Source organism: uncultured Arenimonas sp., from assembly GCF_963976025.1.
Classification (GTDB): Bacteria; Pseudomonadota; Gammaproteobacteria; order Xanthomonadales; family Xanthomonadaceae; genus Arenimonas.
The window spans coordinates 1-25,094 of record NZ_CAXBJS010000008.1; the positions used below are offsets into that span (position 1 = coordinate 1).

Below are 25,094 nucleotides of genomic sequence, written 5' to 3' on the forward strand. Positions count from 1 at the left end.
GCCGAAGCGGCCGCCGCCAACGCCGACCTGGCCCATGCCAAGGCGCGGCTGGACACGGCCCGCCAGGCGGTGGAAAGCGCCGCCGCGCGCAATGCCGACCTGCGCCGCCGCCTGCTCGTGAACGAGGGGAACTGAGCATGTCCGCCCGTCTTTTGACGCTGCTGCTGGCCGCCGGCCTGGCCCTGTCCGGCCCGGCCGCCGCCGATACCGACCACGACCAGGCCGTGGCCCGCCTCGCCGCCGAACTGCAGGACCTGGAAGCCGACCCGTCCCTGGGCGGCCTGGCCCGGCTCGAGCGCCTGCAGGCGCGCCAGGCCATCGCCGACGCCCGCGATGCCCGCCGCCGCGACCGCGAGCACAAGCTCGGCCTGGCCGGGGTGCGACTGGAAACCGCCCGGCTGGCTGCCGAAGCCGAATTGCTGGCGGGCCAGGCCGAACAGCTCGACCGCGAGCGCGACCAGATCATGCTCGAGGCCAGCCGCCGCGAGGCCGAGCGGGCCCGCCGCGAATCCGAGCGCCTGCGCCTGCAGGCCATGGCGCGCGAAGAATCAATCCAGCGCGAGCTCGAGCAGGCCGAAACCATGCGCCTGGCCGAAGTGGAGGCCGCCGAGGCCGAAACCGCCCAGGCCCGCAAGCTGGCCGCCGCCCGCGCCCGGGAAGCCGAGCTGGCGCGCAAGGAAGCCGAGCTGGCCGCCGCCATCGCCGCCGACGACATCACCGACGCCAGTCCGCCGCCCCTTAGCCGCGAGGGCGGCCGCGAGGTCTACACCCTCGGCGGCGAGGCCTTCGGCAGCGGCAGCGCCAGCCTCACCGCCCCCGCCCAGGCCAGCCTGCGGGCCCTGGCCGGCCTGATCGGCGGCAGCGGCACCGTGCGCATCGAGGGCCATACCGACAGCCAGGGCGGGGAAGCCGCCAACCAGGCCCTGTCCCAGCGCCGGGCCGAGGCCGTCATGCGCGTCCTGGTCGAAGCCGGCGTCGAAAGTGGCCGCCTGCGGGCCACCGGCAAGGGCGAATCCAGCCCGGTTGCCGACAACGGCAGCGCCGCCGGGCGGGCCCGCAACCGGCGCGTCGAGATAATCATCAACTAAAGTAAAAACAACGGCTTACGAAGGGGGTTGCGACCCCCGGAGAGGGGGAGTAGGTTCAAATTCCCGGCGGCCCGATGCCTCCGGGACTACGAGCCAGGCCGATGAAAGCAGACCTCGCCACCGCCGAACGCGCCGCCTTCCTTCCGGATGTGCGCGCGTCGCGTGGAGGCGCCGCCCGCGAAAGCGACCTGACCTTAATCTCGAACCGCAACGCCCCGGCCTTCCCAACCGGGGCGTTCGCGTTTTATGGAGGAGGTCAATCCGATGTTTGAAGGGCAACCGCAACAGGAACTCGAAGCGCTGATGAAGAGCGATCCGGAATTCCGGCAGCTCTACCACCGCCATCGTGAACTCGACAAGCAGGTCCTGGACGCCGAGCTGGGCGTCCTGCCGCTGGACGACAGCACGCTGGGGCGCATGAAGAAGGAAAAGCTCAACGCCAAGGACCGGCTGACCCGGATGTTCGACCAACGCCGGCACTGAGTTACCGCCGTGGCGGCGGCGGCCCACCTCGTCGGGTCGCCGCCGCCACGCTCTCCGCGGCGCGCCGTGCCGCGCTGCCGGAACGCGCTGACAGAAGGCGCTGCTAGAATCGAGGCCCGCGAAAACGCCCGGTTCCCCTCCATGACGGCAAACGCCAACGTGCTCGAACTCATCGGCAATACGCCGATGGTCAAGGCCCAGCACCTCGATACCGGGGTCTGCGAGCTCTACCTCAAGCTGGAATGCATGAACCCCGGCGGCTCCATCAAGGACCGCATCGGCCTGAAGATGATCGAGGCCGCCGAGGCCCGCGGCGACCTCAAGCCCGGCGCGCTGATCGTCGAAGGCACCGCCGGCAACACCGGCATCGGCCTGGCCCTGGTGGCCCAGCAGAAGGGCTACAAGCTGCTGCTGGTCGTGCCCGACAAGATGAGCCGGGAAAAAATCTTCAACCTGCGCGCCATGGGCGCCGAGGTCGTGCTGACGCGTTCGGACGTGGCCAAGGGCCATCCGGACTACTACCAGGACATGGCCGCGCGCATCGCCAGCGAAACCCCGGGCGCGTATTTCATCAACCAGTTCGGCAACCCCGACAACCCGGCCGCGCACGAGCAGGGCACCGGCCCGGAAATCTGGGCGCAGATGGACGGCGACATGGACGCCATCGTCTTCGGCTGCGGCAGCTCGGGCACCATGACCGGCCTGTCGCGGTATTTCGCCAAGGCGGCGCCGCACGTCGAGCTGGTACTGGCCGACCCGGTCGGCTCCATCCTCACCCAATACATCAACGAAGGCGTGCTGAGCACCAAGTCCGGCAGCTGGCTGGTCGAAGGCATCGGCGAGGACTTCCTGCCCGATATCTCCGATTTCAGCCGGGTGAAGAAGGCCTACGCGATTTCCGACAAGGAAAGTTTCCTGGCCGGCCGCGAACTGCTGGTCAAGGAAGGCGTGCTGGGCGGCAGCTCCAGCGGCACCCTGCTGGCGGCGGCGCTGAAGTACTGCAAGGAGCAGACCGAACCGAAGAAAGTGGTCGTGTTCGTCTGCGACACCGGCAACAAGTACCTGTCGAAGATGTACAACGACTACTGGATGCTCGACAACGGCTTCCTCGAGCGCGAAGTGCACAACGACCTGCGCGACCTGATCCTGCGCCCCTACGCCCGGCGCGACACCGTGGTGGTCGGTCCCAACGACACCCTGCACGTGGCCTACCAGCGCATGAAGATGTACGACGTCTCGCAGCTGCCGGTCATGGAGGGCGAAAAGATCGTCGGCATCGTCGACGAGTCCGACGTGCTGATGCACGTTTATGGCAACGAGGATCGCTTCAAGGACAGCGTGGCCAGCGCCATGGTCACCCAGCTCACCCTGCTGCAGGTCACCGAGCCGATGGAGTCGCTGCTGCCGGTGTTCGACCGCGGCCAGGTGGCCATCGTGGTGGACGGCGAGCGTTTCCTGGGCCTGATCACCCGCATCGACCTGCTCAACTACCTGCGCCGGCGGGTCGCCTGAGCCCCGTGGCCGGTGGCACCGACATGAACCTCTACGGTCGCCAGCTGACCGACGAGGAAATCGCCCGCGGCGAACACCGGCAGTTCGTCGGCGGCCTGTGGGACGAACTGGGCCGGTTGCAGCTCGATTTCCTGCGTTCGCGCGGCCTGTTGCCCGGGCACCGTTTCGTGGACGTCGGCTGCGGCGCGCTGCGCGGCGGCGTGCACTTCGTGGCTTACCTCGACCCGGGCCGCTACCACGGCCTGGACATCAACGCCTCGCTGATCGAAGCGGGCCGGCGCGAACTGGCCGCGGCCGGCCTGCAGGGCCGCGACGCCCGGCTGCTGGTGGACGACGGCTTCCGCGTGTCCCGGTTCGGTGAACACTTCGACATGGGCCTGGCCCTGTCGCTGTTCACCCACCTGCCGATGGACGCCATCGTGCGCTGCCTGAAGGAAGTCGCCGCGGCCCTGGCCCCGGACGGGGTCTTCTACGCCACCCATTTCGACGCCCCGGGCCCGGCCTGGCTCGAGCCGGTGCAACATTCCCCCGGCGGCGTGTGCACCAATTACGACCTTGATCCGTTTCACCAGTCGGTGGACGAATACGAATGGATGGCGGGTCTATGTGGATTGCAGGTCGAAAACATCGGCGATTGGGCCCATCCCCGGGCCCAGCGCATGCTGGCTTTCCGGCACCGCCGCGCCTGAACGGCGGCGCCGCGGCGGCCCGGGCCGGCGCAGGTGAACTGCTATGCTCCGCCTGCCTTTGAACCTGTCCAAAGCCATGTCATCCGTGCCCGCGCCCGCCATTGAATCCACGCTCCAGCCCTCGTCCCGCCGGCTGGGCGACCTGCTGGTCGAACGCCAACTGGCCACGCGCGCCGATATCGGCAAGGCCCTGGCCTTCCAGCAGCAGTTCGGCGGCCGCATCGGCAGCATCCTGGTTCGCCTGGGCGCGCTTTCCGAAGAATCGCTGCTGCCGGTGCTGTCCGGGCAGCTGGGCATGCCCCTGCTCGAAGGCGCCGAATGGCCGGCCGATGCCGCCGCCCTGCACGACGTGGCGCACGACAGCGGCCTGGTGCCCGACTGGTGGGTGGACAACGGCGTGGCCGGCTGGAAGTCGCCCGAGGGCGGCGTGCTGGTCGTGGCCCGCGACCCGCTCGACCCGACCCTGGACGAAATCCTGGGCCGCCGCCTGGCGTCCGGCTGGCAGTGGCGCCTGGCCCGCACCCAGGACATCGACCGCCTGCTGGACCTGGCCGCCCGCGCCGAACGTCCCGGCGACGAAGCCGGCGACGACGACGTCAGCCACCTGCGCGAACTGGCTGAAGAAGCCCCGGTCATCGAATTGGTGAACAACGTGCTGGCCCAGGCCATGGACCAGCGCGCCTCCGACATCCACATCGAACCCGAAGACCAGGTCTTCCACGTCCGCCTGCGCGTGGACGGCATCCTGCATACCCGCCTGACGCTGCCGATGAGCCGCTACCCGGCCGTCGCCTCGCGCGTGAAGCTGATCTCGGGCATGGACATCGCCGAACGGCGACTGCCCCAGGACGGGCGACTGAGCACCCGCGTCAGCGGCCAGGAAGTGGACATCCGCGCCTCGTCGGTGCCGGCCGTGCACGGCGAATCGCTGGTGCTGCGCCTGCTGCCCAAGGAGCGCCAGGACCTGAGCCTGGAACGCCTGGGCTTCACGCCGCGCGACCTGGGCATGTTCCGCGGCTGGGCCCGCGAACCGCACGGCATCGTGCTGGTCACCGGCCCCACCGGTTCGGGCAAGTCCACCACCCTGTACGGCACGCTGGAAGAAATGAACCAGCGCGACCGCAAGATCATCACGGTCGAAGACCCGGTCGAATACCAGGTCAAGGGCGTCACCCAGATCCAGGCCAACGCCGAAATCGGCTACAACTTCGCCCGGGCGCTGCGCGCGATCCTGCGCCAGGACCCGGACGTGATCATGATCGGCGAAATCCGCGACCTCGAAACCGCCGAAATCGCCGTGCAGTCGGCGCTCACCGGCCACCTGGTGCTGTCGACGCTGCACACCAACGACGCCGTCAGCGCCTTCACCCGCCTGGTCGACATGGGCCTGGAACCCTTCCTGGTCGCCACCAGCGTGCGCGCCGTGCAGGCCCAGCGCCTGGTGCGCCGGGTCTGCCCCGACTGCTGCCAGCCGGCCGACGTGCTGCCTGGGGTCGAGAAACTCGTCGCGCCGGTGGTGGACGCCGACGCGCCGGCGCCGCGCTGGGTGCGCGCCATCGGCTGCCCGAACTGCCGCGGCACCGGTTACCGCGGTCGCCTGGGCATCTACGAACTGGTCGATGTCACCCCGGAAATGCAGGAGCTGGTGCTCGAGAGCGCCACCGCCGAGAAGATGCGCCAGCTTGCCGACGCCCAGGGCGGACGCACGCTGCGCCAGGACGGCCTGCTCAAGGCGCGCCAGGGCCTGACCACCGTGGACGAGGTGGTCCGCGTCACCGGCGGAATCGCCGCGGACGCCTGATCGCATGCAGTTCAAGTACCAGGCCATCGACAAAACCGGCCAGTCCGTCTCGGGCGTGGTCGAAGGCCGCAGCGAACGCGAGGCCGCGCGCCATCTGTCCGGGCAGGGGCTGACGCCGACCTCGCTGGCCGAACAGACCGAGTCCGGCATCCGCCGCCGCCGCGGCAAGGCATCCACGCGCGAACTGCAGCTGGTGCTGCAGGAATTCTCCACCCTGCTCGAAGCCGGCGTGCCGCTGGTCACTTCGCTGTCGTCGCTGGCCAAGTCCAGCCACCACCCGCAGATAACGGCGATGTTCACCGGCATGGAAAAAGCGGTGCGCCGCGGCGATCCGTTTTCGGTGGCCTTCCGCGACGCCAAGCTGCCGGTGCCGGAATATTTCCTGCAGCTGGTCGAAGCGGGCGAGGCCACCGGCCGGCTGGCCGAGTCCATGCGCGGCGGCGTCGAACAGTTCGAATACGACCAGCGCGTGCGCAACGAAATGCGCTCGGCCCTGGTCTACCCGGCGGTGCTGGTGTTCTCGGGCATCGCCGCGGTGGCGATCATCTTCCTGTGGGTGGTGCCGCGTTTCGGCAACCTGCTCACCCAGCACGGCGACAACATGCCGACGCTGTCGCGCTGGACCATCGGCGCCGGCGTCTGGTTCTCCGACCACTGGTACCTGGTGGCGGCGGCGGTGGTCATCGCGGCGGTGGCGCTGCGCGCGGCCCTGCGCCGGCGCGACCTCACCGAATTCCTGGCCGAACGTTCGGTGCGCCTGCCCATCCTGGGCGAGTGGCTGGTCGAAGCCGAGGTCGGGCGCTGGGCCAGCACGCTGTCGGCGCTGCTTACCGGCCGGGTCGAGCTGATCCGGGCCCTGGGCCTGGCCGCCAATTCGGTGCGCCTGGGTTTCCTGCGCAGCCGCCTGTCCCAGGTCGCCGGGTCGGTAAAGGGCGGCGCCACGCTGTCGGCGGCGCTGCGCGAACACCGCGCCCTCAACCCCACCGGCTACGACCTGGTGGCGGTGGGCGAGGCCAGCGGCGAGCTGCCCAAGCTGCTTGCGGCCCTGGCCCGGCTTTATGAAACCACCGGCCGCGACCGCATGAAGCGGGCGCTGCAGCTGGTCGAGCCGCTGGCGATCATCCTGATCGGCATTGTCATCGGCACCATCGTCACGGCGATCATCCTGGCCATCACCAGCGTCAACGAAGTCCCCCTCTGACGCGTTACACGGAGTCACCATGCGAAACCACGCCCAAAACCGCGGCTTCACCCTGCTTGAGATGCTGGTCGTGCTGGTCATCATCGGCCTGATCGCCAGCCTGGTCGGCCCGCGCCTGTTCAGCCGCGTCGACACCTCCAAGGTGCAGGTCGCCGAAACCCAGGTGAAGATGCTGCGCGGCGCGCTGGAAACCTACCGGCTCGAGGTCGGTTCCTTCCCGCCGGCCGCCCTGGGCCTGGACGTGCTGTACAACCCGCCCCAGGACGAACGCCTGCGCGGCCGATGGAACGGCCCCTACATCGACGAACCGGCGCCGCTCGACCCCTGGGGCAACCCCTACCAGTACTCCATGCCCGGCGCCGAAGGCATGCCGTTCGCGCTTTATTCGCTGGGCGCCGACGGCGAGCGCGGCGGGGAGGGCATCGATGCCGATATCGGTTTCCTTCCGCGCGCCTGATTCCGCCGGCCAGGGTTTCACCCTGCTGGAGCTGCTTATCGTGCTGGCCCTGCTGGCCATGGTGACGGCCCTGGTCGCGCCGCGCATGGAGCGCACCTACCAGGCCATCGCCGGCAGCGGCGAGCGCGACGAAGTGCATCGCCAGCTTGAGCGCCTGCCGCGCATCGCTCGCAGCCTGGGCCGGCCCATCTCGGTCGCCGAGGGCGACGTGAACGCCCTGGCGGCACGCCTGGCCCTGCCCGAAGGCTGGGTGGTGACGCCGCTCGAGCCGCTGCGCGTGGAAACCAACGGCCTGTGCCGCGGCAGCGTGCTGCGTGTGCAGGGCCGCGGCACCAGCGAAGACGTCGAACTGCGCGCGCCTGCCTGCGGGGTGGCCCGTGCGCCGTAAGCCCGCCCGCGGTTTCACCCTGCTCGAAGCGATCGTCGCGCTGGCGATCCTGTCCGCCGGCGGCATGGCGCTGTTCGCGGCGATGACCCAGTCGGTGCAAATGGTCAACCGTGCCGAGCAGGCGCGCGAGGACGACACCGCGCTGCGCAACGCCATGTCCTGGCTTGAACAGGTGAACCCGATGCAGGCGCCCGACGGCAGCATGCCGCTGGGCGACTACGAACTGCGCTGGACCAGCCGCCTGGTCGAACCCGTGCGCCCCGGCGCCACCGGTTACCTCGAGCCCGGGCTTTACGACGTTGGCCTGTACGAACTCGAGCTGCAGCTGTGGCGTGGCGACACGCTGCGCCGCGAACTGCCCGTGCGCCGCGTCGGCTGGCGCCAGGCCCGGCAACCGGTGCAGATGTGATCCGGGCCCGCGGTTTCACCCTGCTCGAGGCGCTGGTGACCCTGGTCATCGTGGCCCTGATCGTCACGCTGCTGATGCAGGCCCTGCAGCAGTCGCTGGACCTGCGTGCGCGCCTGCTGCGCCACCAGTCCGAGACACGCGTGGCGACGCTGCAGGAACACTGGTTCCGCGACTCCGTGGCCGGCGCCATGGCCGACCTGCCCGACGCCTTCGGGCGCATGGAAGGCGAAACCGACTCCCTGGCCCTGGTGACCATCCAGCCGGTCGGCACCCGCGGCGTTGCCCGCGTGCGCTGGTGGCTCGAGCCGGTGGATGGCGGCCACGCCCTGCACTACGCAGACCCGGAGTGGGAGGACATGACCGTCATTCCCGGTCCGCTGGACGAAGCGCGTTTCCAGTACCTGGGCGCCGACGGCGAGTGGACCGACCGCTGGCAGCCCGGCAAGGACGACCCGATCGTGCTGCCGCGCATGGTGCGCCTGAGCGCGACAACCGCCGACGGCGTGCTCGACTGGCTGGTACCGGTGCTGGCCGATCCGAAGTCGCCGATCCTGCTGCGCCCCCTCGACCCCGGCACGGTAGGCATCTGATGGCCTCTGACAGCCGACAGTTCCGGGCAAGGCAAGGGCAGGGCGGTTTCGTCCTGGCCCTGGTGCTGTGGCTGCTGGCGGCGATCGCCATCGTCGCCGGCCTGCTGACGCTGTGGGCGCTGGACCAGGTGGCCGACGCCCAGCGCGACCGCACCGGCGCCGAACAGCAGCTGGCGATGTTCGGCACGCGCGACACCCTGATCTACCTGGCGGCCACCCGCGACAAGACCGTCGCCGGCCTGCCGGTGCAGGCCCTGGGCGCGGAACAGCGCGCGCTGCGTTCGCTGGAAGAATTCGGCGCCTTCTCGCGCGACGCCATCGGCGGCGAGCTGCCGCTCGACGGCAGCGTGCACCAGGGGCTGGAACAGACCCGCTTCGCCGTGCAGGACGAAGCCGGCCTGGTGTCGCTGTCCTGGCCCACGCCCGCCTACCTCGACAGGTTGCTGGCGGCCTGGGGCGTCGGTGAAGGCGATGCGCCGCGCCTGCGCGACGCCCTTCTTGATTACATCGACCACGACGACCTGCGCCACCTCAACGGCGCCGAGGCCCGCGACTACGAACGCGCCGACCGGCCGCCGCCGCCCAACCGGCGCCTGCTGGCACCGGTGGAACTGGACCGCGTGCTGGGCTGGGACGAAGACGCCGGCCTGCGCCAGGACCTGGTCGCCGAGCAGGCCACCACGTTTTATGCCGGCCCGCTGAACCTCAACACGGCGCCGCGCGAAATCCTGCCGCTGTTCATTCCCGGCTGCCCGGCCACCTGCGACATCCTGCGCGAGCGCCGGCGCGAAGCGCCGCTGCGTTCAAGCAACGAAGTGCAGGCGCTGCTGGGCGTCGTGCTGCCGGGTGATCCGGTGTCCGATTATCGCTTCGCCCCGTCCGATGAACTGCGCCTTACGCTGTGGGGCGATTCGGGCGCTGCCTGGCGCATCCATGTACGATTGACGCCCATGGCCGACGGCCAGGCGCCTTGGGTTTTCCTCGCCGCTTACCAAGTAACCCGTCCAGAATCCGATGACCCTCCGCGAACAATTGACCACGCTCTTTTCGCCGACGCGGCGACTGGGCGGCCCTGAACCGCGCGTCCTGCACGCCGGCGGCGCGCTGGGCCCGGTTCAATGGGTCATCGCGCGGGCCGACTGCCATTACCGGCGCCTGGACTTCAGCCAGCTGCCGGTGCGCCAGCGCGCGTCCGCCGCCGCGGTGGCCGTGCGCCGGCAGGAGCCCGCCCCGGGCGCGCTGCACCATATCGCCTGGAACGGCGGCATTGCCCACGCCTGGGTCTGGCCCGAACCCGACACCGGGCTGCTGGCCGGCGAAGCGGGCTGGATCCCGGAAACCCTGCTGCGCGCCCCGCCCGACCAGGACGGGCCGCGCCTGCTGGCCATGATGCGCGGCGTCGAAGGCCAGGTCTGGCGCGAGGGCGACCTGCGCGCCAGCCAGTGGTGGCCCGCACCGCCCGACGCCGCGGCGTGGCGCCGCTTCCTGCGGGCGGCCGGCCTGGCCCCCGAAACCGACGACGTGCCCGAGCCCGAAGCCTTGCCCTGGGCCGACCGGTCCTGGGGCGACCGCCCGGCCGGGCTGCCCGGTTCACCGGCGGCGCTCGAGCGCCTGGCCTGGGTTGCCGGCATCGGCATCGTGGCCCTGGGCCTTGGCTGGCAGTTGGCCGCCCAGGCCAGCTGGAGTTTTGGCCAATGGCGGCTGGACCAGCAGCTGACCCAGCTGCGCGCCGAAGCCACGCCCCTGCTCGAAGCGCGCGAACGCGCCGATGCCGCCCTGCAGCGCCTGCAGGGCCTGCAGGCGCTGGCGACCGCCGACAGCGACTACCTGCTGGTGGCCGAAGTCATCGAACCGCTGCCGGCCGATACCCGCCTGCTGGGCTGGCGCCGCGAAGGCGACCGCCTGCAGGTGGGCCTGGAATCGGGTGAAACCGATCCGCGCCTTTTTGTCTCCGCTTTCCAGGAGCACCCGCGCCTGGCCGACGTCGCCGCCAGCCCGCTGCCCAACAATGCCGGCATGCAGCTGGATTTCGACCTGGCCGCGCCGGCCGCCCCGACAACGGCGGAGGCGCCATGATGCGCGCGCAATTCGAACGCATGGCTGCCGAATGGCGGCAGAGCCGGCGCCTGCGCCTGGGCACGCTGGTGGTGATGGTGGTGCTTGGCCTGCACTTCGTGCTGGGCCTGGCCGACGGTCGCGAAGCGAAGATGGACGCCTACCGCCGCGACGCCGACCTGCTGGCGCGCCTGCAGGAAGCCGGCAAGGAGTCGGCCTGGCCCGAACGCGCCGCCGAAGCCGAAGCCGCCCTGGCGGCGGTCGAAAAGACCCTGCCCGAAGTCGCCAGCGCCGGCCTGGCGCAGGCCGAATTGCAGGCCTGGCTGGCCGGCCAGGCCGCCAGCGCCGGCCTGGCCGAAGCCCGCGTCCGCGCCGAATCCACGCTCGACGTGCCCGGTCATCCCGACCTGTGGCAGGTCGTGGCGCGTCTGGACGCGCAGATCCCGCAGGGCCGCGCGCCGCAGCTGCTGCGCGCGCTTTCGGCCGGCCTGCCCTGGATGCAGGTCGAACGCATGGACATCAGCCAGGGTCGCCAGACCCAGGTGTCGCTGGTCGTGCGTGCCTACTACCGCAAGCCCGCCGCGGGCGAGGGAGATCCGGCATGACGCCGCGTCTGCGCAAGGTCGTGCCCTTCGTCGCGCCGCTGCTGCTTGGCGCGGTCGGCTACCTGCTTGTCGGCGAAGGTCCGTCGTCGGCGCCGGTGCGGGCGGGCGAGTCCGCCGACTGGGCGCTGCCCGCCATCGCCGCCACCGACATCAGCCCGGCCGCGCCGGTCTGGACGGCGCGTGCGCCCTGGGGCAGCGAAGTCGCCGCCGCCGACGCCGCGCCTGAAGTGGCCATCCGGCCGGTCGGCGTGGTTGCCGTGGGCGACAGCCTGTTCGCGCTGTTCACCCAGGGCGACAGCGTGGTGCGCGTGGCCAAGGGTGGATTCCTGGCCGACGGTGGCCAGGTCACCGCTATCCGTCCGGACGTGGTCGAGTGGGCAGATGCCGCCGGCAAGGTCCAGCGGCGCGAACTGATGGTGGACATCGTGGATGCCGGCGCCGTCGCCGATGCGGCCACCGGCGCCCGCACGAGCCCCCGCCGCGAGCGCACGACCCGACCCGACCGCGCCAACCGCGCCACCCCGGCCCAGCGTGAACCCGGTCAACGCCGGGCGCGCCGCAACGTTCCAGAGTCTGGCTCCCAGCCTTTCGGCAATTCCCGCCGCCCGTCCACCACGGGCGACTGATCGCCTCACATGCAGGTTTCCTTCTCCATGACCCCATCCCCCGATTCCCCGCGTCCGAACGGCTTTGTCCGCCTGCGCCTGGTCCTTGCCGCTGCCCTGGTGGCCGCGCTGGCCGGTGCCTGCGCCACGGTGCCGCAGCCGACCTTCCCCGATCCGCTGCGGGCGCCCAAGGCAGAAACCGCCGGCGATGAACTGCCCGTGGACGACCAGGAAGGCCGCAGCCGGCCGCGCGTCGAATCCGGGCCCAGCGTCGGTTCGGCGCCGGTGCGCACGGTGGACAAGCGCGACCTGCCGCAGATGCGGACCTCCGAGCCGGTCACCCTGACCCTGGACGGGGTCAGCCTTGGCGCGTTCATCAACGAAGTCTTCGGCACCGTGCTGGGCTTCTCGCTGGACATCGACCAGTCGGTGCGCAGCCGCGGCGAGCTGGTCAGCCTGCGCCTGGTCGAACCCGAACCGCCGCATCGCGTCTACGTAATCGCCGAGGAAGTGCTCAAGCGCTACCAGGTGCGCATCGTCGAGGACGAAGGCGTGCTGCGCTTCCTGCCCGGTGGCGACGAAGCGGCCGAGCCGCCGCGCCTGATCACCGCGCGGGCGCTGCCCGAAGTGCCCTCCGGCGAACGCCCGGTGTTTGTGGCCATGCCGCTGGACGTGAGCGAACCGGGCCGGGTCGCCGCCCAGGTGCGCGCGCTGTTCGGCAATGGCTCGCAGGTCACGCAGACCGAAATGATCGAAGCCAACGCCCTGCTCATCAGCGGCCCGCCGGCCTCGGTGCAGGCGGCGATGGAGGCGGTGGCGCTGCTCGACCGCGTGTCGCTGCGCAACAAGAAGTCGCTGCGCATCAATCCGCTGTACCTGGGCGCCGACGTGCTGGCCAAGGAACTGACGGACGTGCTGACGGCCCAGGGTTATTCCGTGCGCCAGGGCGCCAGTGGCTCGGGCGTGCTGACCTTCGTGCCGGTGCCATCGGCGAACGCACTGATCGTCTTCAGCGAATCCGACCAGGCCCTGGCTGCGGTGCGCGAGTGGGTAGAGCGCATCGACCAGCCCAGCGACGAGGATGCCGGCGACGGCGGCGTATTCATCTATTCCGCGCGCCACACCACCGTCGATTCGCTGCTGCCGGTGCTGCAGGCCCTGCTCGGGGCGTCGGCCTCGGGCAGCGGCGCGCAGACCGCCGCGCGCGGCAACGAACCGACGGCGACCGCGCGCAGCAACACCAGTAGTTCCGGCCCGGGCAGTTCCTCCGGCAGCCGCCTGGGCGGCCGCCAGACCGGCGCCCAGGCCTCGGTGATTTCCAGCGACGCCGGCCAGCTGGCGGTGGACCCGGTGCGCAACGTCATCGTCTTCCAGGGCGACGCCCAGCGCTGGCGCGCCATCCAGGGCGTGCTGGCAAGGTTGGACCAGCCGGCGCGGCAGGTGGTGATCGAAGTGACCATCGCCGAAGTCACCCTGACCGACGAACTCGAACACGGCGTCGAATGGGCGCTGCGCAACGTCGGCATCAACAATTTCGAGGGTGGTCTCACCTTCAACCAGGGCCTGGAACCAAACACGTCCGGCGTTACCTGGTCGCCGATCTCGTCCTCGGGGCAGGTGCGGGCGATGATCAACCTGTTCGCCGAGGACAGCCGCGTTTCCATCCTCTCGACGCCGCGCCTGATGGTGAAGAGCGGCGAAAGCGCCAGCATCGACGTCGGCTCGGAAGTGCCCATCATCACCAGCCAGGCCACGGCGCCCGACCTGCCCACCAACGGCGGCACCTCGATCCTGCAGCAGGTGCAGTACCGCAAGACCGGCGTGTTGCTGGAGCTCAGCGCCGTCGTGCATTCGGGCCAGCGCGTGGACCTGGAGATCTCGCAGGAGGTCAGCGAAGCCACGCAGACCAATACCAGCGACATTTCCTCGCCCAGCATCTTCAGCCGGCGCCTGCAGACCAGCCTTAGCCTGCAGGACGGCGAAAGCATGCTGCTCGGCGGCCTGATTTCCTCCAGCACCACCCAGGGCACCTCCAAGGTGCCGGGCCTGGGCGACATCCCGGTGCTGGGCAAGCTGTTCCAGAGCTCGCGCAACCAGGAAAGCCGCACCGAACTGCTGATGCTCATCACGCCCTACGTCATCGAAGACGCCAGCCAGGCCCGCGCGATCACCGACGCGGTGCGCAGCCGGTTCGAGAACGGGGAGCGCTGAGCCCCGGCCATCGGCCCCGGCGGCCCGTCCGTCGGGCCTGTGGGCCCTGTGGGCCCTGGGAGGCGGAGAAACCTGAACAAGCATTGACCCCGCCATACCCCCGTATTAGCATCGCCGAACGTCCGGGGACTGCGCAGTGCTGAAGCATGCGCAAGCAGGACTGGGGGCGCGCGTCGGGAGAAGGGTCACGAAGACCCCACCCTTTCGCAGCCAGCCGGTCCTGGTGCCGGCGCCGGCACGTGCGTGCAGGCGCTGGGCGGTCGACGGATTGTTTCAGCCTGTTCCGATTAATTCCTAAGCTTGGGAGTAACAAACAAATGTCCATGAACAAGAAGCTGCTTGCCGGCGCCATCGCCGGCCTGCTGGTCTCGGCTAATGCCGGTGCCGTCGTGCTGGGTACCGACCCGGCCCGTCGTTACGCCGTCGAGCTCACGAAGCCGGTCCTGCTGACCGACGCCGCCGATGATGTTGAATTCGAGCTGGGTTACAACTTCAGCCCGAGCGAAGTGCGCTATGGCCGCTTCGAGTGCACCTCGAACATCGAAATCGACGCCCCGGTGGTTGTCTCCGGTGACCCGGCCAACATGGCCGATCTACGACCAGCCGTCGCAGGCCCAGGCGGGCGGCGCTGCCGGCCGCATCTACACCACCGGCTACCAGCCGTTCATCACCTCGGTCCCGAGCTTTGAGTTCGTGTCCGACGGTGGCCAGGCGGTTGCCGACGTGGAAGCCACCAACGGCGCCTACACCGACTTCCTGCTCGGTGACGGCTACTACGGCCACCTGGACTTCACGCTGGTTGCGGCTCCGCCGTACAACGCCGACGGTTCGGTGATCACCTTCGCCGCCCTGTTCGACCCGACCACTTCGGTCGACGTCACGGGTGACTTCTCGGCCGCCGCCGACGCCTGGTGGGATGGTTACGGCTGGTCCGACGCGATCAACGCCACCACCGCCACCTTCGACATCGGCAACGTCGAGAACGACGGTGACCTGTGGTTCGAGCCGGACTTCACCAACCAGATCCAGGAAAGCGAGTTCACCGCGACCCTGAACGTCGTCGCCAATGCTGGCTTCACCATCGCTGATCGCGGTCCGATCAACGTCGGCGAAATCGTCCGCAACGGCACCCAGCTGCAGGCCCCGCTGGCCCAGGTTCCGGGTGGCTGGATCAGCCGCGTCGTCCTGACCAACACCGGCGACCTGCCGCGTGACTACGAGATCTCCGTGTTCGGTGAAACCGGCACCACGATCTCGACCGACGCTGCCGAGATGGTTGGCCAGGTCCCGGCCAACGGCACCAAGGTGATCGAGGTTCCGGACTTCCTGACCGGCTTCACCGGCGGCCTGCCGCGCGCCACCGTCAACGTGACCGTTGCCGGCCCGAACAACCAGATCCAGGGTCTGTACCAGATCGTGAATCCGGCTTCGGGTTCGATCAGCAACCACGTGATGGTGCGTCCGGGCACCAACTGATCCTTCGGGAACAGTCGCAATACCAGGAGGGCCCGCTTCGGCGGGCCCTCTTTTTTTGCCTGGAATGCCGAAATGTGACAGGCTTCACAAAACCTGAATGGCGATTGACGGCCTGTTAAGGCCGTATTAGCATCCGGCGAGGCTTGCCCCCCGGCGCCGCCCAAGGCAGGTCGAGTTTTCCCAACCGGTACGCATGTACGCGGGTGGCCAGGTGTCCAAGCTCGCCCGGCTGCTTCGATCACTTACACAAGCTCAGGAGTCAAATCGAATGACCTTCAACAAGAAGCTGCTTGCTGGCACCATCGCCGGCCTGCTGGTCTCCGCGAACGCCGGTGCCGTCGTGCTGGGTACCGACCCGGCCCGTCGTTATGCCGTTGAACTCGAGAAGCCGGTCCTGCTGACCGACGCCGCCGATGACGTTGAATTCGAGCTGGGTTACAACTTCAGCCCGAGCGAAGTGCGCTACGGCCGCTTCGAGTGCACCGCGAACATCGAAATCGACGCCCCGGTTGTTGTCTCCGGTGACCCGGCCAACATGGCCGTTGGCGCGGTGAACGGCGCCGGCACCCCGGCGATCTTCTTCTCGCTGACCGCCGACGCGGGTCTGGCCATCGCCACCGACGCGATCGTCATCGCCGTCGCCGCCGACAACACCCTGCTCGACAACGCTGCCGTCAACTGCGCCTGGTCGATCTACGACCAGCCCTCGCAGGCCCAGGCCGGCGGCGCGGCTGGCCGCATCTACACCACCGGCTACCAGCCGTTCATCACCTCGGTCCCGAGCTTCGAGTTCATCGGCACCCCGGGCCAGGCCATCGCCGACGTGGAAGCCCCGACCGGCGCTTACACCCAGTTCCTGGGCGGTGCTGTTCCCGGCTGGTTCGGTAACCTGGACTTCTCGCTCGTCGCGGCTCCGCCGTACAACGCCGATGGTTCGGTGATCACCTTCGCCGCCCTGTTCGACCCGACCACCTACATCGAGGTCGAGGGTGACTTCTCGGCGGCGGCGCCTCCGGGCTGGAACTTCTACGGTCCGGCCGACTCGTTCACCGACACCGAGATGGTCCTGGAAATCGGCGCGAACGAGAACATCGGTGACCTGGGCATCGTCCCGAACACCGTCGACCAGCTGCAGGAAAGCGAGTACTACGCGACCCTGTTCGCCGTCGCCAATCCGGGCTTCGAGATCGCCAACGTCGGCCCGGAGTACGTGGGCGAGGTCGTCCGCAACGGCACCCAGCTGCAGGCCCCGCTGGCCCAGGTTCCGGGTGGCTGGATCAGCCGCGTCGTCCTGACCAACACCGGCGACCTGCCGCGTGACTACGAGATCTCCGTGTTCGGTGAAACCGGCACCACGATCTCGACCGACGCTGCCGAGATGGTTGGCCAGGTCCCGGCCAACGGCACCAAGGTGATCGAGGTTCCGGACTTCCTGACCGGCTTCACCGGCGGCCTGCCGCGCGCCACCGTCAACGTGACCGTTGCCGGCCCGAACAACCAGATCCAGGGTCTGTACCAGATCGTGAATCCGGCTTCGGGTTCGATCAGCAACCACGTGATGGTGCGTCCGGGCACCAACTGATCCCTCGGGACCAGTCGTAATACCAGGAGGGCCCGCTTCGGCGGGCCCTCTTCTTTTTGGCGACGGGCCAGGCGGCGCCTGGGCTATAGTGCCGCCGGATGGACCTCTTCCTGGGGCGGCCCAGCGGCCGCAAAGACCACCTTGATGCCCTCGACGGCCTGCGCGGCCTGGCCGTGCTGGTGGTGCTTGCCTCGCACCTGTCCAACCGCGGCATGCACCTGGTTCCCGGGCTTTCCCTGTCGGGCATCGGCAAGAGCGGCGTTTACCTGTTTTTCGTGCTCAGCGCCTTCCTGCTGACGCGCATCCTGATGGACCGCAAGCCTGCACAATACCGGCAGCCGCGCCTGTGGCTGGACTATGCGCTGCGCCGCATCCTGCGCATCTGGCCGCTGTACCTGGTGCTTTTGCTCGCCAGCTGGGCACTCACCCGGGCTGGCGTGACCGGCTGGCACTACCAGCTCGACAACGCCTCGCTGCAGGCGCACCTGCTGCTGCGCGAAGGCCAGAGCGTGCTGTGGTCGATCCCGGTGGAGTTCACCTATTACCTGTGGCTGCCGTTGGTGGCGCTGGCGCTGGCTGCGTTACGCGCATGGCGCCCCGGCTGGCTGGTTGAAGGACTGCTCGGCGCCGCGCTGCTGGCCGCCGCCGTCTGGTTCTGGCCGCCGGCCGAATCGGTGCCCAACGATGTGCGCCTGGGGCCTTACCTGGTTGTCTTCTTTTGCGGTGCCCTGGCGGCGCGGGTGGACCTTGGCCTGCGTGAGCAGGGCCGGCCGCTGCCACCAGCGCTGTGGTGGCTGCTGACCGGCGGCGTACTGGCCTCGCTGGTGCTGACTATCCCCGCGGTCTGGGCGGCGGTGACGGGTGCGGCCATGGACCCGGCGCTCAACCACACATGGTTCCTGTTCTTCGGCCTGGCCTGGTCGGGGCTGCTGCTGGCGGTGCTGCACGGGCCGGGCTGGCTGCGCGCGCCCTTCGCCACCCGGCCGATGCGGCTGGTGGGCGTGGTCAGCTTCAGTCTCTACCTGTGGCACATGCCGGTGCTCGACGGCCTTCGGGCGGTCGGCGCCGAGGCCTGGCCGCTGGCGCCGCTGTGGCCACTGCTGGCTTCGGTGGCGGCGGCGATGCTGTCCTACCTGGCCTTCGAACGGCCCTGGCGCGACGTCCGCCTGCCGCGGCCGAAAGCGGCCGGCTGAGCCGGGCTGTTAGACTTGCGCGCTGCCGGCCGACCGGCAGGGAACCAGGCGCGGAGATCGCCAAGGCATGCAAGACAACATGGAAAGGCTGGGTTTCCGCCTGGAACTCCTGGCGGGCATGGTCCGCCGCGAGGTGCTGGGCCGCTACCGGGGCTCGCTGTTCGGCGTGGCCTGGTCCCTGGTGTCGCCGCTGCTGCTGCTGGCAGTGTTCACCTTCGCCTTCCACGAACTGCTGGGCGCCCGCTGGCCGGGGGTCGAGGGCCGCGCCGGCTTCGCGATGATGGTGTTCGCCGGCATGGTGCTGCACGGCATGCTGGCCGAAGTGCTGATCCGCTCGCCGATGGCGATCGCGGGGCAGCCCAACTTCGTCAAGAAGCTGGTCTTCCCGCTGACCGTGTTGCCCCTGGTCACCGTCGGCGCGGCGCTGGTGCATGCGGTGGTGGCCCTGTTGATGCTGGTGCTGGCCTGCCTGGTGCTGGGCCCGGCGCTGCACTGGACGGCCCTGCTGCTGCCCTTCGTGCTGCTGCCCTACCTGGTGCTGCTGTGCGGCCTGGCCTGGATCCTGGCCGCGCTGGGCGTGTACGTGCGCGACATCACCCAGCTTGGCGGCCTGGTGGCCACGGCCATGCTGTTCCTGAGCCCGGTGTTCTACCCGCTGTCGTCGGTGCCGCCCGCCTATGCCGGCATCGTGGCGCTGAACCCGCTTACCTTCGTGGTCGAATCCACGCGTGGCCTGCTCTTCGACGGCCGCCTGCCGGACCTGGCGCTGGCCGGTGGCCATTCGCTGGCGGCGCTCGTGGTGGCCGTGGCCGGCTTGCTGCTGTTCCGCCGCCTGGGCAAGGATTTCCGGGTTTATGCCAAACCCGGCGACCGCCTGCTCGAACTGCTGACCGGACGCCGGCGCCACCAGCAGTTCCGCGCCCTGGGCGAAGTGGACCTGCAGATCCACGGCGGCGAAACCGTCGGCATCGTCGGCCGCAACGGCTCGGGCAAATCCACCCTGCTGCAGCTGATTGCCGGCGTGCTGCAGCCCACCCGCGGCACCGTGGCGGTGCAGGGCAGGGTGGCGGCGCTGCTGGAACTGGGCAGCGGCTTCAGTCCGGATTTTTCGGGGCGCGAGAACGTCATGCTCAACGCCCAGGTGATGGGCCTGCGGCGCAGCGAAGTCGAAGCGCGCTTCGACCGCATCGAACGTTTCGCCGACATCGGCAGCTTCATCGACCAGCCGGTGCGTACGTATTCAAGTGGCATGCTGGTGCGGCTGGCGTTCGCGGTGGCGATCAACGCCGACCCGGACGTGCTGATCATCGACGAGGCACTGGCGGTGGGCGACGAAGCCTTCCAGCGCAAGTGTTTCGCCCGCATCGAAGAAATCCGCGACGCCGGCGCGACCATCCTGTTCGTTTCGCACTCGGCGGCCAGCGTGGTCAACCTGTGCGACCGCGCCGTGCTGCTCGACGAGGGCGAACTGCTGATGACCGGGCGGCCCAAGGACGTGGTGGCGCGCTACCAGCGCCTGGTGCACGCGCCGCTGGACCAGCGCGAGGCGCTGCGCGAGGAAATCCGCGCCTGGAAACCCGACTGGGATTCCGAACGCGAGACCGAAGCCGCCGCCGCTGCCGGCGCGGAAGCGCCGCCGGCGACCCGCCCGGCCGGTGGCCACGACGCGGCCGAAATCCGCGAATGGCCCATGGAGGCCCAGGAGCGCTTCGAGCCGGGCCTGGTGCCCGAGTCCACCGTGGACTTCGTGCCCTCGGGCGCGCGCATCCGGGACGTGCAGGTGTTTACCGCCGACAACCGCCGGGTCAACGTGCTGGTGCCGGGCGAGGCCTACGTGCTGCGTTACCGCGTGCATTTCCAGCGCGAGGCGCAGGCGGTCGAGATGGGCATGGCGATCAAGTCGGTGGACGGCATTACCCTGTTCGGGCAGTCCAGCCACGGCCAGAGCGGTTTCCTGGCGTCGGTGGCTGCCGGTACCGAGATCGAGGTCGAGTTCCGCTTCCTGACGCGGCTGCGGCCGGGTACGTATTTCCTGAACGTCGGGTGCCAGGGGCTCGATGCCGGCAGCCGGGAGCGGGTGTTCCTGCACCGCATCCTCGACGCCGGCTGTTTCCGCATCGAGGGCACGCCCACCGACCGCTACAAGGTCGGTTATTTCGACCTCAGCGACGAACCGGCCTGCCGCTGGCGCACGCTGCCGGACTGAGGGTTTTCCTCGGGGGCCGGCCGGGGGCATCGGGTATCATGGCGGCCTTGCCCCGCTTGTACAGGACGCCCCCGTGACCCACCGCCCCGGCACCCTTGCCATCCACGCCGGCCAGTCGCCCGACCCCTCCACCGGGGCGGTGATGACGCCGATCTACGCCACGTCGACCTATGTGCAGCAAAGCCCCGGCGTGCACCAGGGCTTCGAATACTCGCGCAGCCACAACCCCACGCGTTTCGCCTACGAGCGCTGCGTGGCCGCGCTCGAGGGCGGCAGCCGCGGATTCGCCTTCGCGTCGGGCCTGGCGGCGACCTCGACCATCCTCGAACTGCTCGACAGCGGCAGCCACGTGCTGTGCATGGACGACGTCTACGGCGGCACCTATCGCCTGTTCGAAGGCGTGCGCCGGCGCAGCGCCGGCCTCGACTTCAGCTGGGTCGATCTGAACGATGACGCCGCCTTCGAGGCCGGCATCAAGCCCAACACGAAGATGGTCTGGATCGAAACCCCGACCAACCCGACCCTGAAGCTGGTGGACATCCAGGCCGTCGCCGCCAAGGCGCGCGCGCGCGGCCTGATCGTCGTGGTCGACAACACCTTCTGCTCGCCGATGCTGCAGCAGCCGCTGGCGCTGGGTGCGCACATCGTCATGCACTCGGCCACCAAGTACCTCAACGGCCACTCCGACATCGTCGGCGGCATGGCCGTGGTCGGCGACGACACCGAACTGGCCGAAAAAATGGCCTACCTGCAGAACGCCATCGGCGGCGTGCAGGGCCCCTTCGACAGCTTCCTGGCGCTGCGCGGGCTCAAGACCCTGCACCTGCGCATGAAGGCGCACTGCGAAAACGCCCAGGCCGTCGCCGAGTACCTGGAAAAACACCCCAAGGTCGAACGCGTCGCCTACCCGGGCCTGAAGTCGCACCCGCAGTACGCCCTGGCCCAGCGCCAGATGCAGGGTCCCGGCGGCATGGTCAGCGTCTGGCTCAAGGGTGGTTTCGAAGCCGCCAAGGACTTCATGGGCAAGCTTGAGCTCTTCGCCTGCGCCGAATCCCTGGGCGGCGTCGAAAGCCTGGCCAACCATCCGGCGGTGATGACCCACGCCTCGGTGCCGGTCGAACGCCGCGAAGCCCTGGGCGTCACCGGCAACCTGGTGCGCCTGAGCGTCGGCGTCGAGGACGTGCAGGACCTGCTGGCCGAACTCGAGGCCGCGCTGGGATGACCGGCGCCACCACCGCGCCGGGCACCAGCGCCGGCCTGCTGGTGCTGGGCATGCATCGCAGCGGCACCTCGGCGCTGGCCCGGGTGCTGGGCCTGTGTGGTGCCGACCTGGGCGCCCGCGTCCTTGGTGCCAGCGCCGGCAACCAGACCGGTCACTGGGAAGACGCCGTCGCCGTCGAGGTGCACGAACGCCTGCTGGCGGCCCTGGGCCTGCGCTGGGACGATCCGGTGTCGCTGCCGGGCGACTGGCTGGCCAGCGCCGCCGGGCAGCGTGCCCGGGCCGCGGTGGCCGACTATCTGCGCGACGACCGCGCCCGCCATGCGCTGTGGGCCGCCAAGGACCCGCGCCTGTCCCTGTTCGCCGACGCCTGGGAGCAGGCAGCCGCCGACCAGGGCCGTGCGCTGTCAGCCGTGCTGTTGCTACGCCATCCGGCCGAAGTGGCGCGTTCGCTGTCGGTGCGCGACGGCATCGCGCCCGGCCGCGGCCTGCTCCTGTGGCTCGAATACACCCTGGCTTCGCTGGAAACGGCAGCCCGGCTGCCGCACGTGGTGGTTGGCTACGACCAGCTGCTGGCCGACTGGCGCGGGGTGCTGGCGCGCATCGCCGGCCTGCCGGGCTGCGCGTCGCTGGCTTCGCCGGATGCCCGCGCGGCATCCGGGGTCTCGGAATTCCTCGATCCGGCGCTGCGCCACCATCGCGCCGCCGGCGACGACAGCTTGCCCGGACCGCTTCGCGAGGCCTGGCAGTCGCTTCGGCAGTGTGTCGACGGCACGTATTCGATCAGCGAGGTATTGCCCGGGCTTCGGGCCAGGCTCGCCCCGGTGCGCGAGCTGCTGCAGCCGGTACTGGAGGAATCGCGACTTGAACGCCGCCAGCTTTGGGAGCGCGTGGGCCGCGCCGAAGCGCCGGTGGTGGCGGGCGCCCTGCCGCTGCCGGCCCAGCTCGAGCAAGTGCGCGAACTGCTGCAGCACCAGCGCAGCGAAATGATCGAAGCCATTTCGGTCGAGCTGCGTCACATGCAGGAGGTCAGCGCCGCGGCCCAGGCGCGGGCGGCCGAGGCGCTGCGGGCGAGCGAAGCCGAGCTCGCCGAAGCCCGGCGCGAAATTGCCGTGCAGCAGTACGACATCGCGAACCTGTCCGAGCAGGCGCGCCAACTGGATCTCGTCAAGGCGTCGCGGTCCTGGCGCTGGACCCGGCCGATCCGCGTTCTGGGCCGCCTGCTGCGTGGCCAGCTCGGCCAGGACGACCAGTCCCGGCTGCGCAGCGTCATGCGCGCTGCGATCACGAAAGCGCCGCTGATCAGCGACCAGGCGCGCGCCGCACTGGTGGGGCGCACCCTGACTGAGGGCAGCCATGCGCCCTCGGAGCTTCCCGGTCCGGATGGCCTGGCGGGCATAACGCTGGCGCCGGCCACCGAAGGCCTGCCCGACGTATTCGTCTGGTCGGTGATCGACTGGCATTTCCGCATCCAGCGCCCGCAGCACCTGGCGCGTGCGCTGGCCGGCAAGGGCCATCGGGTGTTCTACCTTTCCAATAATTTCCACGATGCCGCCGAACCGGGTTTCCGCGTCGAACCGCTGGACGAGCACGGGCGCCTGTTCCAGGTGCACCTCAACCTCGCCGGCCGGCCGCCCATCTACTTCGGCATGCCCGCAGACGAACAGGTCGAGGCGCTGCGCGCCGACCTGGCGAAGCTGCTGGCATGGACGCAGACACAGGCGGGCGTATCGCTGGTGCAGCATCCGTACTGGCTGAAGCTGGCGCGCGCGGTGCCGGCCGCGCGCGTGGTCTACGACTGCATGGACCACCACGGTGGCTTCGAGAACAACGCCCCGGCCATTCTCGAAGCCGAAGCCCGCCTGGTGGCCGACGCCGACCTGGTGATCGTCACCTCCGGCTGGCTCGAGGCCGAGGTCGGGCCGCGCGCCCGCGCCGTGGCGATGGTGCGCAACGCCGGCGAATACGACTTCTTCCACCGGCGCCCGGACAAGGTCTTCGCCGACGAACACGGGCGACGTGTCATCGGCTATTACGGCGCCATCGCCGAATGGTTCGACCTGGACCTGGTGCGTGCGGTCGCCCAGTCGCATCCCCAGGCGCTGGTGCTGCTGGTCGGCAACGACACCGCCGGCGCCGGCAAGGCCCTGGCCGACCTGCCGAACGTGCGCCTGACCGGCGAAGTGCCTTACGCCGACCTGCCGTACTGGCTGCATGGCTTCGACGTCTGCCTGCTGCCGTTCAAGGTGATCCCGCTGACCCTGGCCACCAACCCGGTGAAGGTTTACGAATACCTGGCCGCCGGCAAGCCGGTGGTGTCGGTGGACCTGCCGGAGATGGCGCAGTTCGACGGTCTGGTGCGCGTCGCCGGTGACCGCGGTGCCTTCGTCGACGCCGTCGGCGCGACCCTGGCCGCGGGCCCGGGCGAAGGCGCCGATGCGCGCCAGGCTTTCGCCGCCAGCCAGACCTGGGCGCATCGCGCGGAAACCTTCGACCTGGCCCTGGCCGAACTGCACGAGCCGCTGGTCAGCGTGGTGGTGCTGACCTACAACAACCTCTCGTTCACCCAGGCCTGCCTGGCCAGCCTTGAAGCACACAGCGACTACGGCAACCTCGAGGTGATCGTCGTCGACAACGCGTCCTCGGACGGTTCGCGTGAATGGCTGCAGGAATGGGCCAACGCGCCGTCGCCGGCCGGCCAGCAGCGCCGGCTCATCCTCAACGACAAGAACCTGGGCTTTTCGGCCGGCAACAACGTCGGCCTGCGCGCCGCGCGCGGCGAATTCCTGGTGCTGCTCAACAACGACACCTATGTCACGCCGGGCTGGGTGCGCGGCCTGTGCAACCACCTGCGCGCCGAACCGGGGCTGGGCCTGCTGGGCCCGGTGACCAACAACATCGGCAACGAGGCCAAGCTCGACATCCGCTACGACAGCATGGACGAGATGATGCAAAAGGCGGCGCTGCACACCCGCGCGCATCCGGGTCGCCGCCTGCCGCTGCGCACGGCCGCCTTCTTCTGCGTGGCGATGCGCCGCGACGTCTACGAACGCGTGGGCGACATGGACGAAGACTTCGGCGTGGGCTTCTTCGAAGACGACGACTACTGCCGCCGGGTCGAACAGGCCGGGCTGTCGGTCGCCTGCGCCGAGGACGTGTTCGTGCACCACCATCTTTCCGCCAGCTTCGACGCGCTCAAGGCCGAGGCCAAACGCGAACTGTTCGAAGCCAACCGCGCCATCTACGAAAAAAAATGGGGGCCCTGGACGCCGCATGTCTACCGCTGAAGTTCGCGGGACGGCGGTGAAACGAGGCGGCCGCAGG

Annotated in this window: 23 protein-coding genes; all 23 read left to right on the forward strand. The window is 69.6% G+C overall.

The window, feature by feature from the left end; all coding sequences use genetic code 11:
* Nucleotides 1-137 precede the first annotated feature (137 nt).
* The 23 genes from AACZ35_RS01205 to AACZ35_RS01315 all read left to right on the forward strand — a co-directional run bounded on the left by AACZ35_RS01205 (nucleotide 138) and on the right by AACZ35_RS01315 (nucleotide 25,057).
* Nucleotides 138-1,088, forward strand: coding sequence for an OmpA family protein (locus AACZ35_RS01205; protein WP_339825071.1), 951 nt, complete (start codon nucleotides 138-140; stop codon nucleotides 1,086-1,088).
* 101 nt (nucleotides 1,089-1,189) lie between these two features.
* A complete protein-coding gene (locus AACZ35_RS01210) occupies nucleotides 1,190-1,360 on the forward strand; it encodes a hypothetical protein (RefSeq protein WP_339825074.1) in 171 nt (56 codons plus the stop codon).
* Nucleotides 1,353-1,571, forward strand: coding sequence for a YdcH family protein (locus tag AACZ35_RS01215; protein WP_339825077.1), 219 nt, complete (start codon nucleotides 1,353-1,355; stop codon nucleotides 1,569-1,571). The genes AACZ35_RS01210 and AACZ35_RS01215 overlap by 8 nt, the downstream gene beginning before the upstream one ends.
* Before the next feature lie 141 nt (nucleotides 1,572-1,712).
* Nucleotides 1,713-3,083: a pyridoxal-phosphate dependent enzyme gene (locus AACZ35_RS01220; protein WP_339825079.1), complete on the forward strand. Its 1,371-nt coding sequence runs from the start codon at nucleotides 1,713-1,715 to the stop codon at nucleotides 3,081-3,083.
* A 23-nt stretch (nucleotides 3,084-3,106) separates the two neighbouring features.
* A complete protein-coding gene (locus tag AACZ35_RS01225) occupies nucleotides 3,107-3,772 on the forward strand; it encodes a class I SAM-dependent methyltransferase (protein WP_339825081.1) in 666 nt (221 codons plus the stop codon).
* Nucleotides 3,773-3,848: 76 nt separating this feature from the next.
* Nucleotides 3,849-5,573 (forward strand): ATPase, T2SS/T4P/T4SS family, encoded by a 1,725-nt coding sequence (locus AACZ35_RS01230; protein ID WP_339825083.1) that lies wholly within the window; start codon nucleotides 3,849-3,851, stop codon nucleotides 5,571-5,573.
* Between the two features lie 4 nt (nucleotides 5,574-5,577).
* Entirely contained in the window at nucleotides 5,578-6,774 is a 1,197-nt protein-coding gene (locus AACZ35_RS01235; RefSeq protein WP_339825085.1) for a type II secretion system F family protein, read from the forward strand.
* 19 nt (nucleotides 6,775-6,793) lie between these two features.
* On the forward strand, nucleotides 6,794-7,231 hold the full coding sequence (gene gspG / locus AACZ35_RS01240; protein WP_339825087.1) for a type II secretion system major pseudopilin GspG: 438 nt from the start codon (nucleotides 6,794-6,796) through the stop codon (nucleotides 7,229-7,231).
* Entirely contained in the window at nucleotides 7,200-7,619 is a 420-nt protein-coding gene (locus tag AACZ35_RS01245; RefSeq protein WP_339825089.1) for a prepilin-type N-terminal cleavage/methylation domain-containing protein, read from the forward strand. The genes gspG and AACZ35_RS01245 overlap by 32 nt, the downstream gene beginning before the upstream one ends.
* Nucleotides 7,609-8,028 (forward strand): prepilin-type N-terminal cleavage/methylation domain-containing protein, encoded by a 420-nt coding sequence (locus AACZ35_RS01250; RefSeq protein WP_339825092.1) that lies wholly within the window; start codon nucleotides 7,609-7,611, stop codon nucleotides 8,026-8,028. The genes AACZ35_RS01245 and AACZ35_RS01250 overlap by 11 nt, the downstream gene beginning before the upstream one ends.
* Nucleotides 8,025-8,618 (forward strand): type II secretion system protein, encoded by a 594-nt coding sequence (locus AACZ35_RS01255; protein ID WP_339825095.1) that lies wholly within the window; start codon nucleotides 8,025-8,027, stop codon nucleotides 8,616-8,618. The genes AACZ35_RS01250 and AACZ35_RS01255 overlap by 4 nt, the downstream gene beginning before the upstream one ends.
* Entirely contained in the window at nucleotides 8,618-9,694 is a 1,077-nt protein-coding gene (locus tag AACZ35_RS01260; protein ID WP_339825098.1) for a hypothetical protein, read from the forward strand. Before AACZ35_RS01255 ends, AACZ35_RS01260 begins: the two co-directional genes overlap by 1 nt.
* Nucleotides 9,633-10,694, forward strand: a complete 1,062-nt coding sequence (locus AACZ35_RS01265; RefSeq protein ID WP_339825100.1) for a hypothetical protein — start codon at nucleotides 9,633-9,635, stop codon at nucleotides 10,692-10,694. Before AACZ35_RS01260 ends, AACZ35_RS01265 begins: the two co-directional genes overlap by 62 nt.
* Nucleotides 10,694-11,278, forward strand: coding sequence for a hypothetical protein (locus AACZ35_RS01270; RefSeq protein WP_339825102.1), 585 nt, complete (start codon nucleotides 10,694-10,696; stop codon nucleotides 11,276-11,278). The genes AACZ35_RS01265 and AACZ35_RS01270 overlap by 1 nt, the downstream gene beginning before the upstream one ends.
* Nucleotides 11,275-11,904 carry a hypothetical protein gene (locus AACZ35_RS01275; protein ID WP_339825105.1) on the forward strand — a complete coding sequence of 210 codons (630 nt, stop codon included), beginning with the start codon at nucleotides 11,275-11,277 and terminating at the stop codon, nucleotides 11,902-11,904. Before AACZ35_RS01270 ends, AACZ35_RS01275 begins: the two co-directional genes overlap by 4 nt.
* Before the next feature lie 27 nt (nucleotides 11,905-11,931).
* Nucleotides 11,932-14,094, forward strand: a complete 2,163-nt coding sequence (locus AACZ35_RS01280) for a secretin N-terminal domain-containing protein (RefSeq protein ID WP_339825107.1) — start codon at nucleotides 11,932-11,934, stop codon at nucleotides 14,092-14,094.
* A 323-nt stretch (nucleotides 14,095-14,417) separates the two neighbouring features.
* Nucleotides 14,418-14,783, forward strand: coding sequence for a hypothetical protein (locus tag AACZ35_RS01285; protein WP_339825109.1), 366 nt, complete (start codon nucleotides 14,418-14,420; stop codon nucleotides 14,781-14,783).
* Nucleotides 14,665-15,570, forward strand: a complete 906-nt coding sequence (locus AACZ35_RS01290) for a hypothetical protein (RefSeq protein WP_339825111.1) — start codon at nucleotides 14,665-14,667, stop codon at nucleotides 15,568-15,570. Before AACZ35_RS01285 ends, AACZ35_RS01290 begins: the two co-directional genes overlap by 119 nt.
* A gap of 268 nt (nucleotides 15,571-15,838) precedes the next feature.
* Entirely contained in the window at nucleotides 15,839-17,152 is a 1,314-nt protein-coding gene (locus AACZ35_RS01295) for a hypothetical protein (RefSeq protein WP_339825114.1), read from the forward strand.
* A 98-nt stretch (nucleotides 17,153-17,250) separates the two neighbouring features.
* Nucleotides 17,251-18,345, forward strand: a complete 1,095-nt coding sequence (locus tag AACZ35_RS01300; RefSeq protein ID WP_339825116.1) for an acyltransferase — start codon at nucleotides 17,251-17,253, stop codon at nucleotides 18,343-18,345.
* A 67-nt stretch (nucleotides 18,346-18,412) separates the two neighbouring features.
* Nucleotides 18,413-20,551, forward strand: coding sequence for a Wzt carbohydrate-binding domain-containing protein (locus tag AACZ35_RS01305; RefSeq protein ID WP_339825118.1), 2,139 nt, complete (start codon nucleotides 18,413-18,415; stop codon nucleotides 20,549-20,551).
* A 73-nt stretch (nucleotides 20,552-20,624) separates the two neighbouring features.
* Nucleotides 20,625-21,773, forward strand: a complete 1,149-nt coding sequence (locus AACZ35_RS01310) for a PLP-dependent aspartate aminotransferase family protein (RefSeq protein ID WP_339825120.1) — start codon at nucleotides 20,625-20,627, stop codon at nucleotides 21,771-21,773.
* Nucleotides 21,770-25,057 carry a glycosyltransferase gene (locus AACZ35_RS01315; protein ID WP_339825123.1) on the forward strand — a complete coding sequence of 1,096 codons (3,288 nt, stop codon included), beginning with the start codon at nucleotides 21,770-21,772 and terminating at the stop codon, nucleotides 25,055-25,057. The genes AACZ35_RS01310 and AACZ35_RS01315 overlap by 4 nt, the downstream gene beginning before the upstream one ends.
* The last annotated feature ends 37 nt before the right edge of the window (nucleotides 25,058-25,094 follow it).

Excerpts from the sequence above, each read along its gene's own strand:
- AACZ35_RS01295 (WP_339825114.1), top strand. The coding sequence starts at position 15,839 with ATGACCTTCAACAAGAAGCTGCTTGCTGGCACCATCGCCGGCCTGCTG.
- AACZ35_RS01285 (WP_339825109.1), top strand. The coding sequence starts at position 14,418 with ATGAACAAGAAGCTGCTTGCCGGCGCCATCGCCGGCCTGCTGGTCTCG.
- AACZ35_RS01275 (WP_339825105.1), top strand. The coding sequence starts at position 11,275 with ATGACGCCGCGTCTGCGCAAGGTCGTGCCCTTCGTCGCGCCGCTGCTG.
- AACZ35_RS01235 (WP_339825085.1), top strand. The coding sequence starts at position 5,578 with ATGCAGTTCAAGTACCAGGCCATCGACAAAACCGGCCAGTCCGTCTCG.
- AACZ35_RS01230 (WP_339825083.1), top strand. The coding sequence starts at position 3,849 with ATGTCATCCGTGCCCGCGCCCGCCATTGAATCCACGCTCCAGCCCTCG.
- AACZ35_RS01225 (WP_339825081.1), top strand. The coding sequence starts at position 3,107 with ATGAACCTCTACGGTCGCCAGCTGACCGACGAGGAAATCGCCCGCGGC.
- AACZ35_RS01305 (WP_339825118.1), top strand. The coding sequence starts at position 18,413 with ATGCAAGACAACATGGAAAGGCTGGGTTTCCGCCTGGAACTCCTGGCG.
- AACZ35_RS01215 (WP_339825077.1), top strand. The coding sequence starts at position 1,353 with ATGTTTGAAGGGCAACCGCAACAGGAACTCGAAGCGCTGATGAAGAGC.
- AACZ35_RS01265 (WP_339825100.1), top strand. The coding sequence starts at position 9,633 with ATGACCCTCCGCGAACAATTGACCACGCTCTTTTCGCCGACGCGGCGA.
- AACZ35_RS01205 (WP_339825071.1), top strand. The coding sequence starts at position 138 with ATGTCCGCCCGTCTTTTGACGCTGCTGCTGGCCGCCGGCCTGGCCCTG.
- AACZ35_RS01270 (WP_339825102.1), top strand. The coding sequence starts at position 10,694 with ATGCGCGCGCAATTCGAACGCATGGCTGCCGAATGGCGGCAGAGCCGG.
- AACZ35_RS01280 (WP_339825107.1), top strand. The coding sequence starts at position 11,932 with ATGACCCCATCCCCCGATTCCCCGCGTCCGAACGGCTTTGTCCGCCTG.
- AACZ35_RS01220 (WP_339825079.1), top strand. The coding sequence starts at position 1,713 with ATGACGGCAAACGCCAACGTGCTCGAACTCATCGGCAATACGCCGATG.
- AACZ35_RS01300 (WP_339825116.1), top strand. The coding sequence starts at position 17,251 with ATGGACCTCTTCCTGGGGCGGCCCAGCGGCCGCAAAGACCACCTTGAT.
- gspG (WP_339825087.1), top strand. The coding sequence starts at position 6,794 with ATGCGAAACCACGCCCAAAACCGCGGCTTCACCCTGCTTGAGATGCTG.
- AACZ35_RS01260 (WP_339825098.1), top strand. The coding sequence starts at position 8,618 with ATGGCCTCTGACAGCCGACAGTTCCGGGCAAGGCAAGGGCAGGGCGGT.
- AACZ35_RS01245 (WP_339825089.1), top strand. The coding sequence starts at position 7,200 with ATGCCGATATCGGTTTCCTTCCGCGCGCCTGATTCCGCCGGCCAGGGT.
- AACZ35_RS01315 (WP_339825123.1), top strand. The coding sequence starts at position 21,770 with ATGACCGGCGCCACCACCGCGCCGGGCACCAGCGCCGGCCTGCTGGTG.
- AACZ35_RS01210 (WP_339825074.1), top strand. The coding sequence starts at position 1,190 with ATGAAAGCAGACCTCGCCACCGCCGAACGCGCCGCCTTCCTTCCGGAT.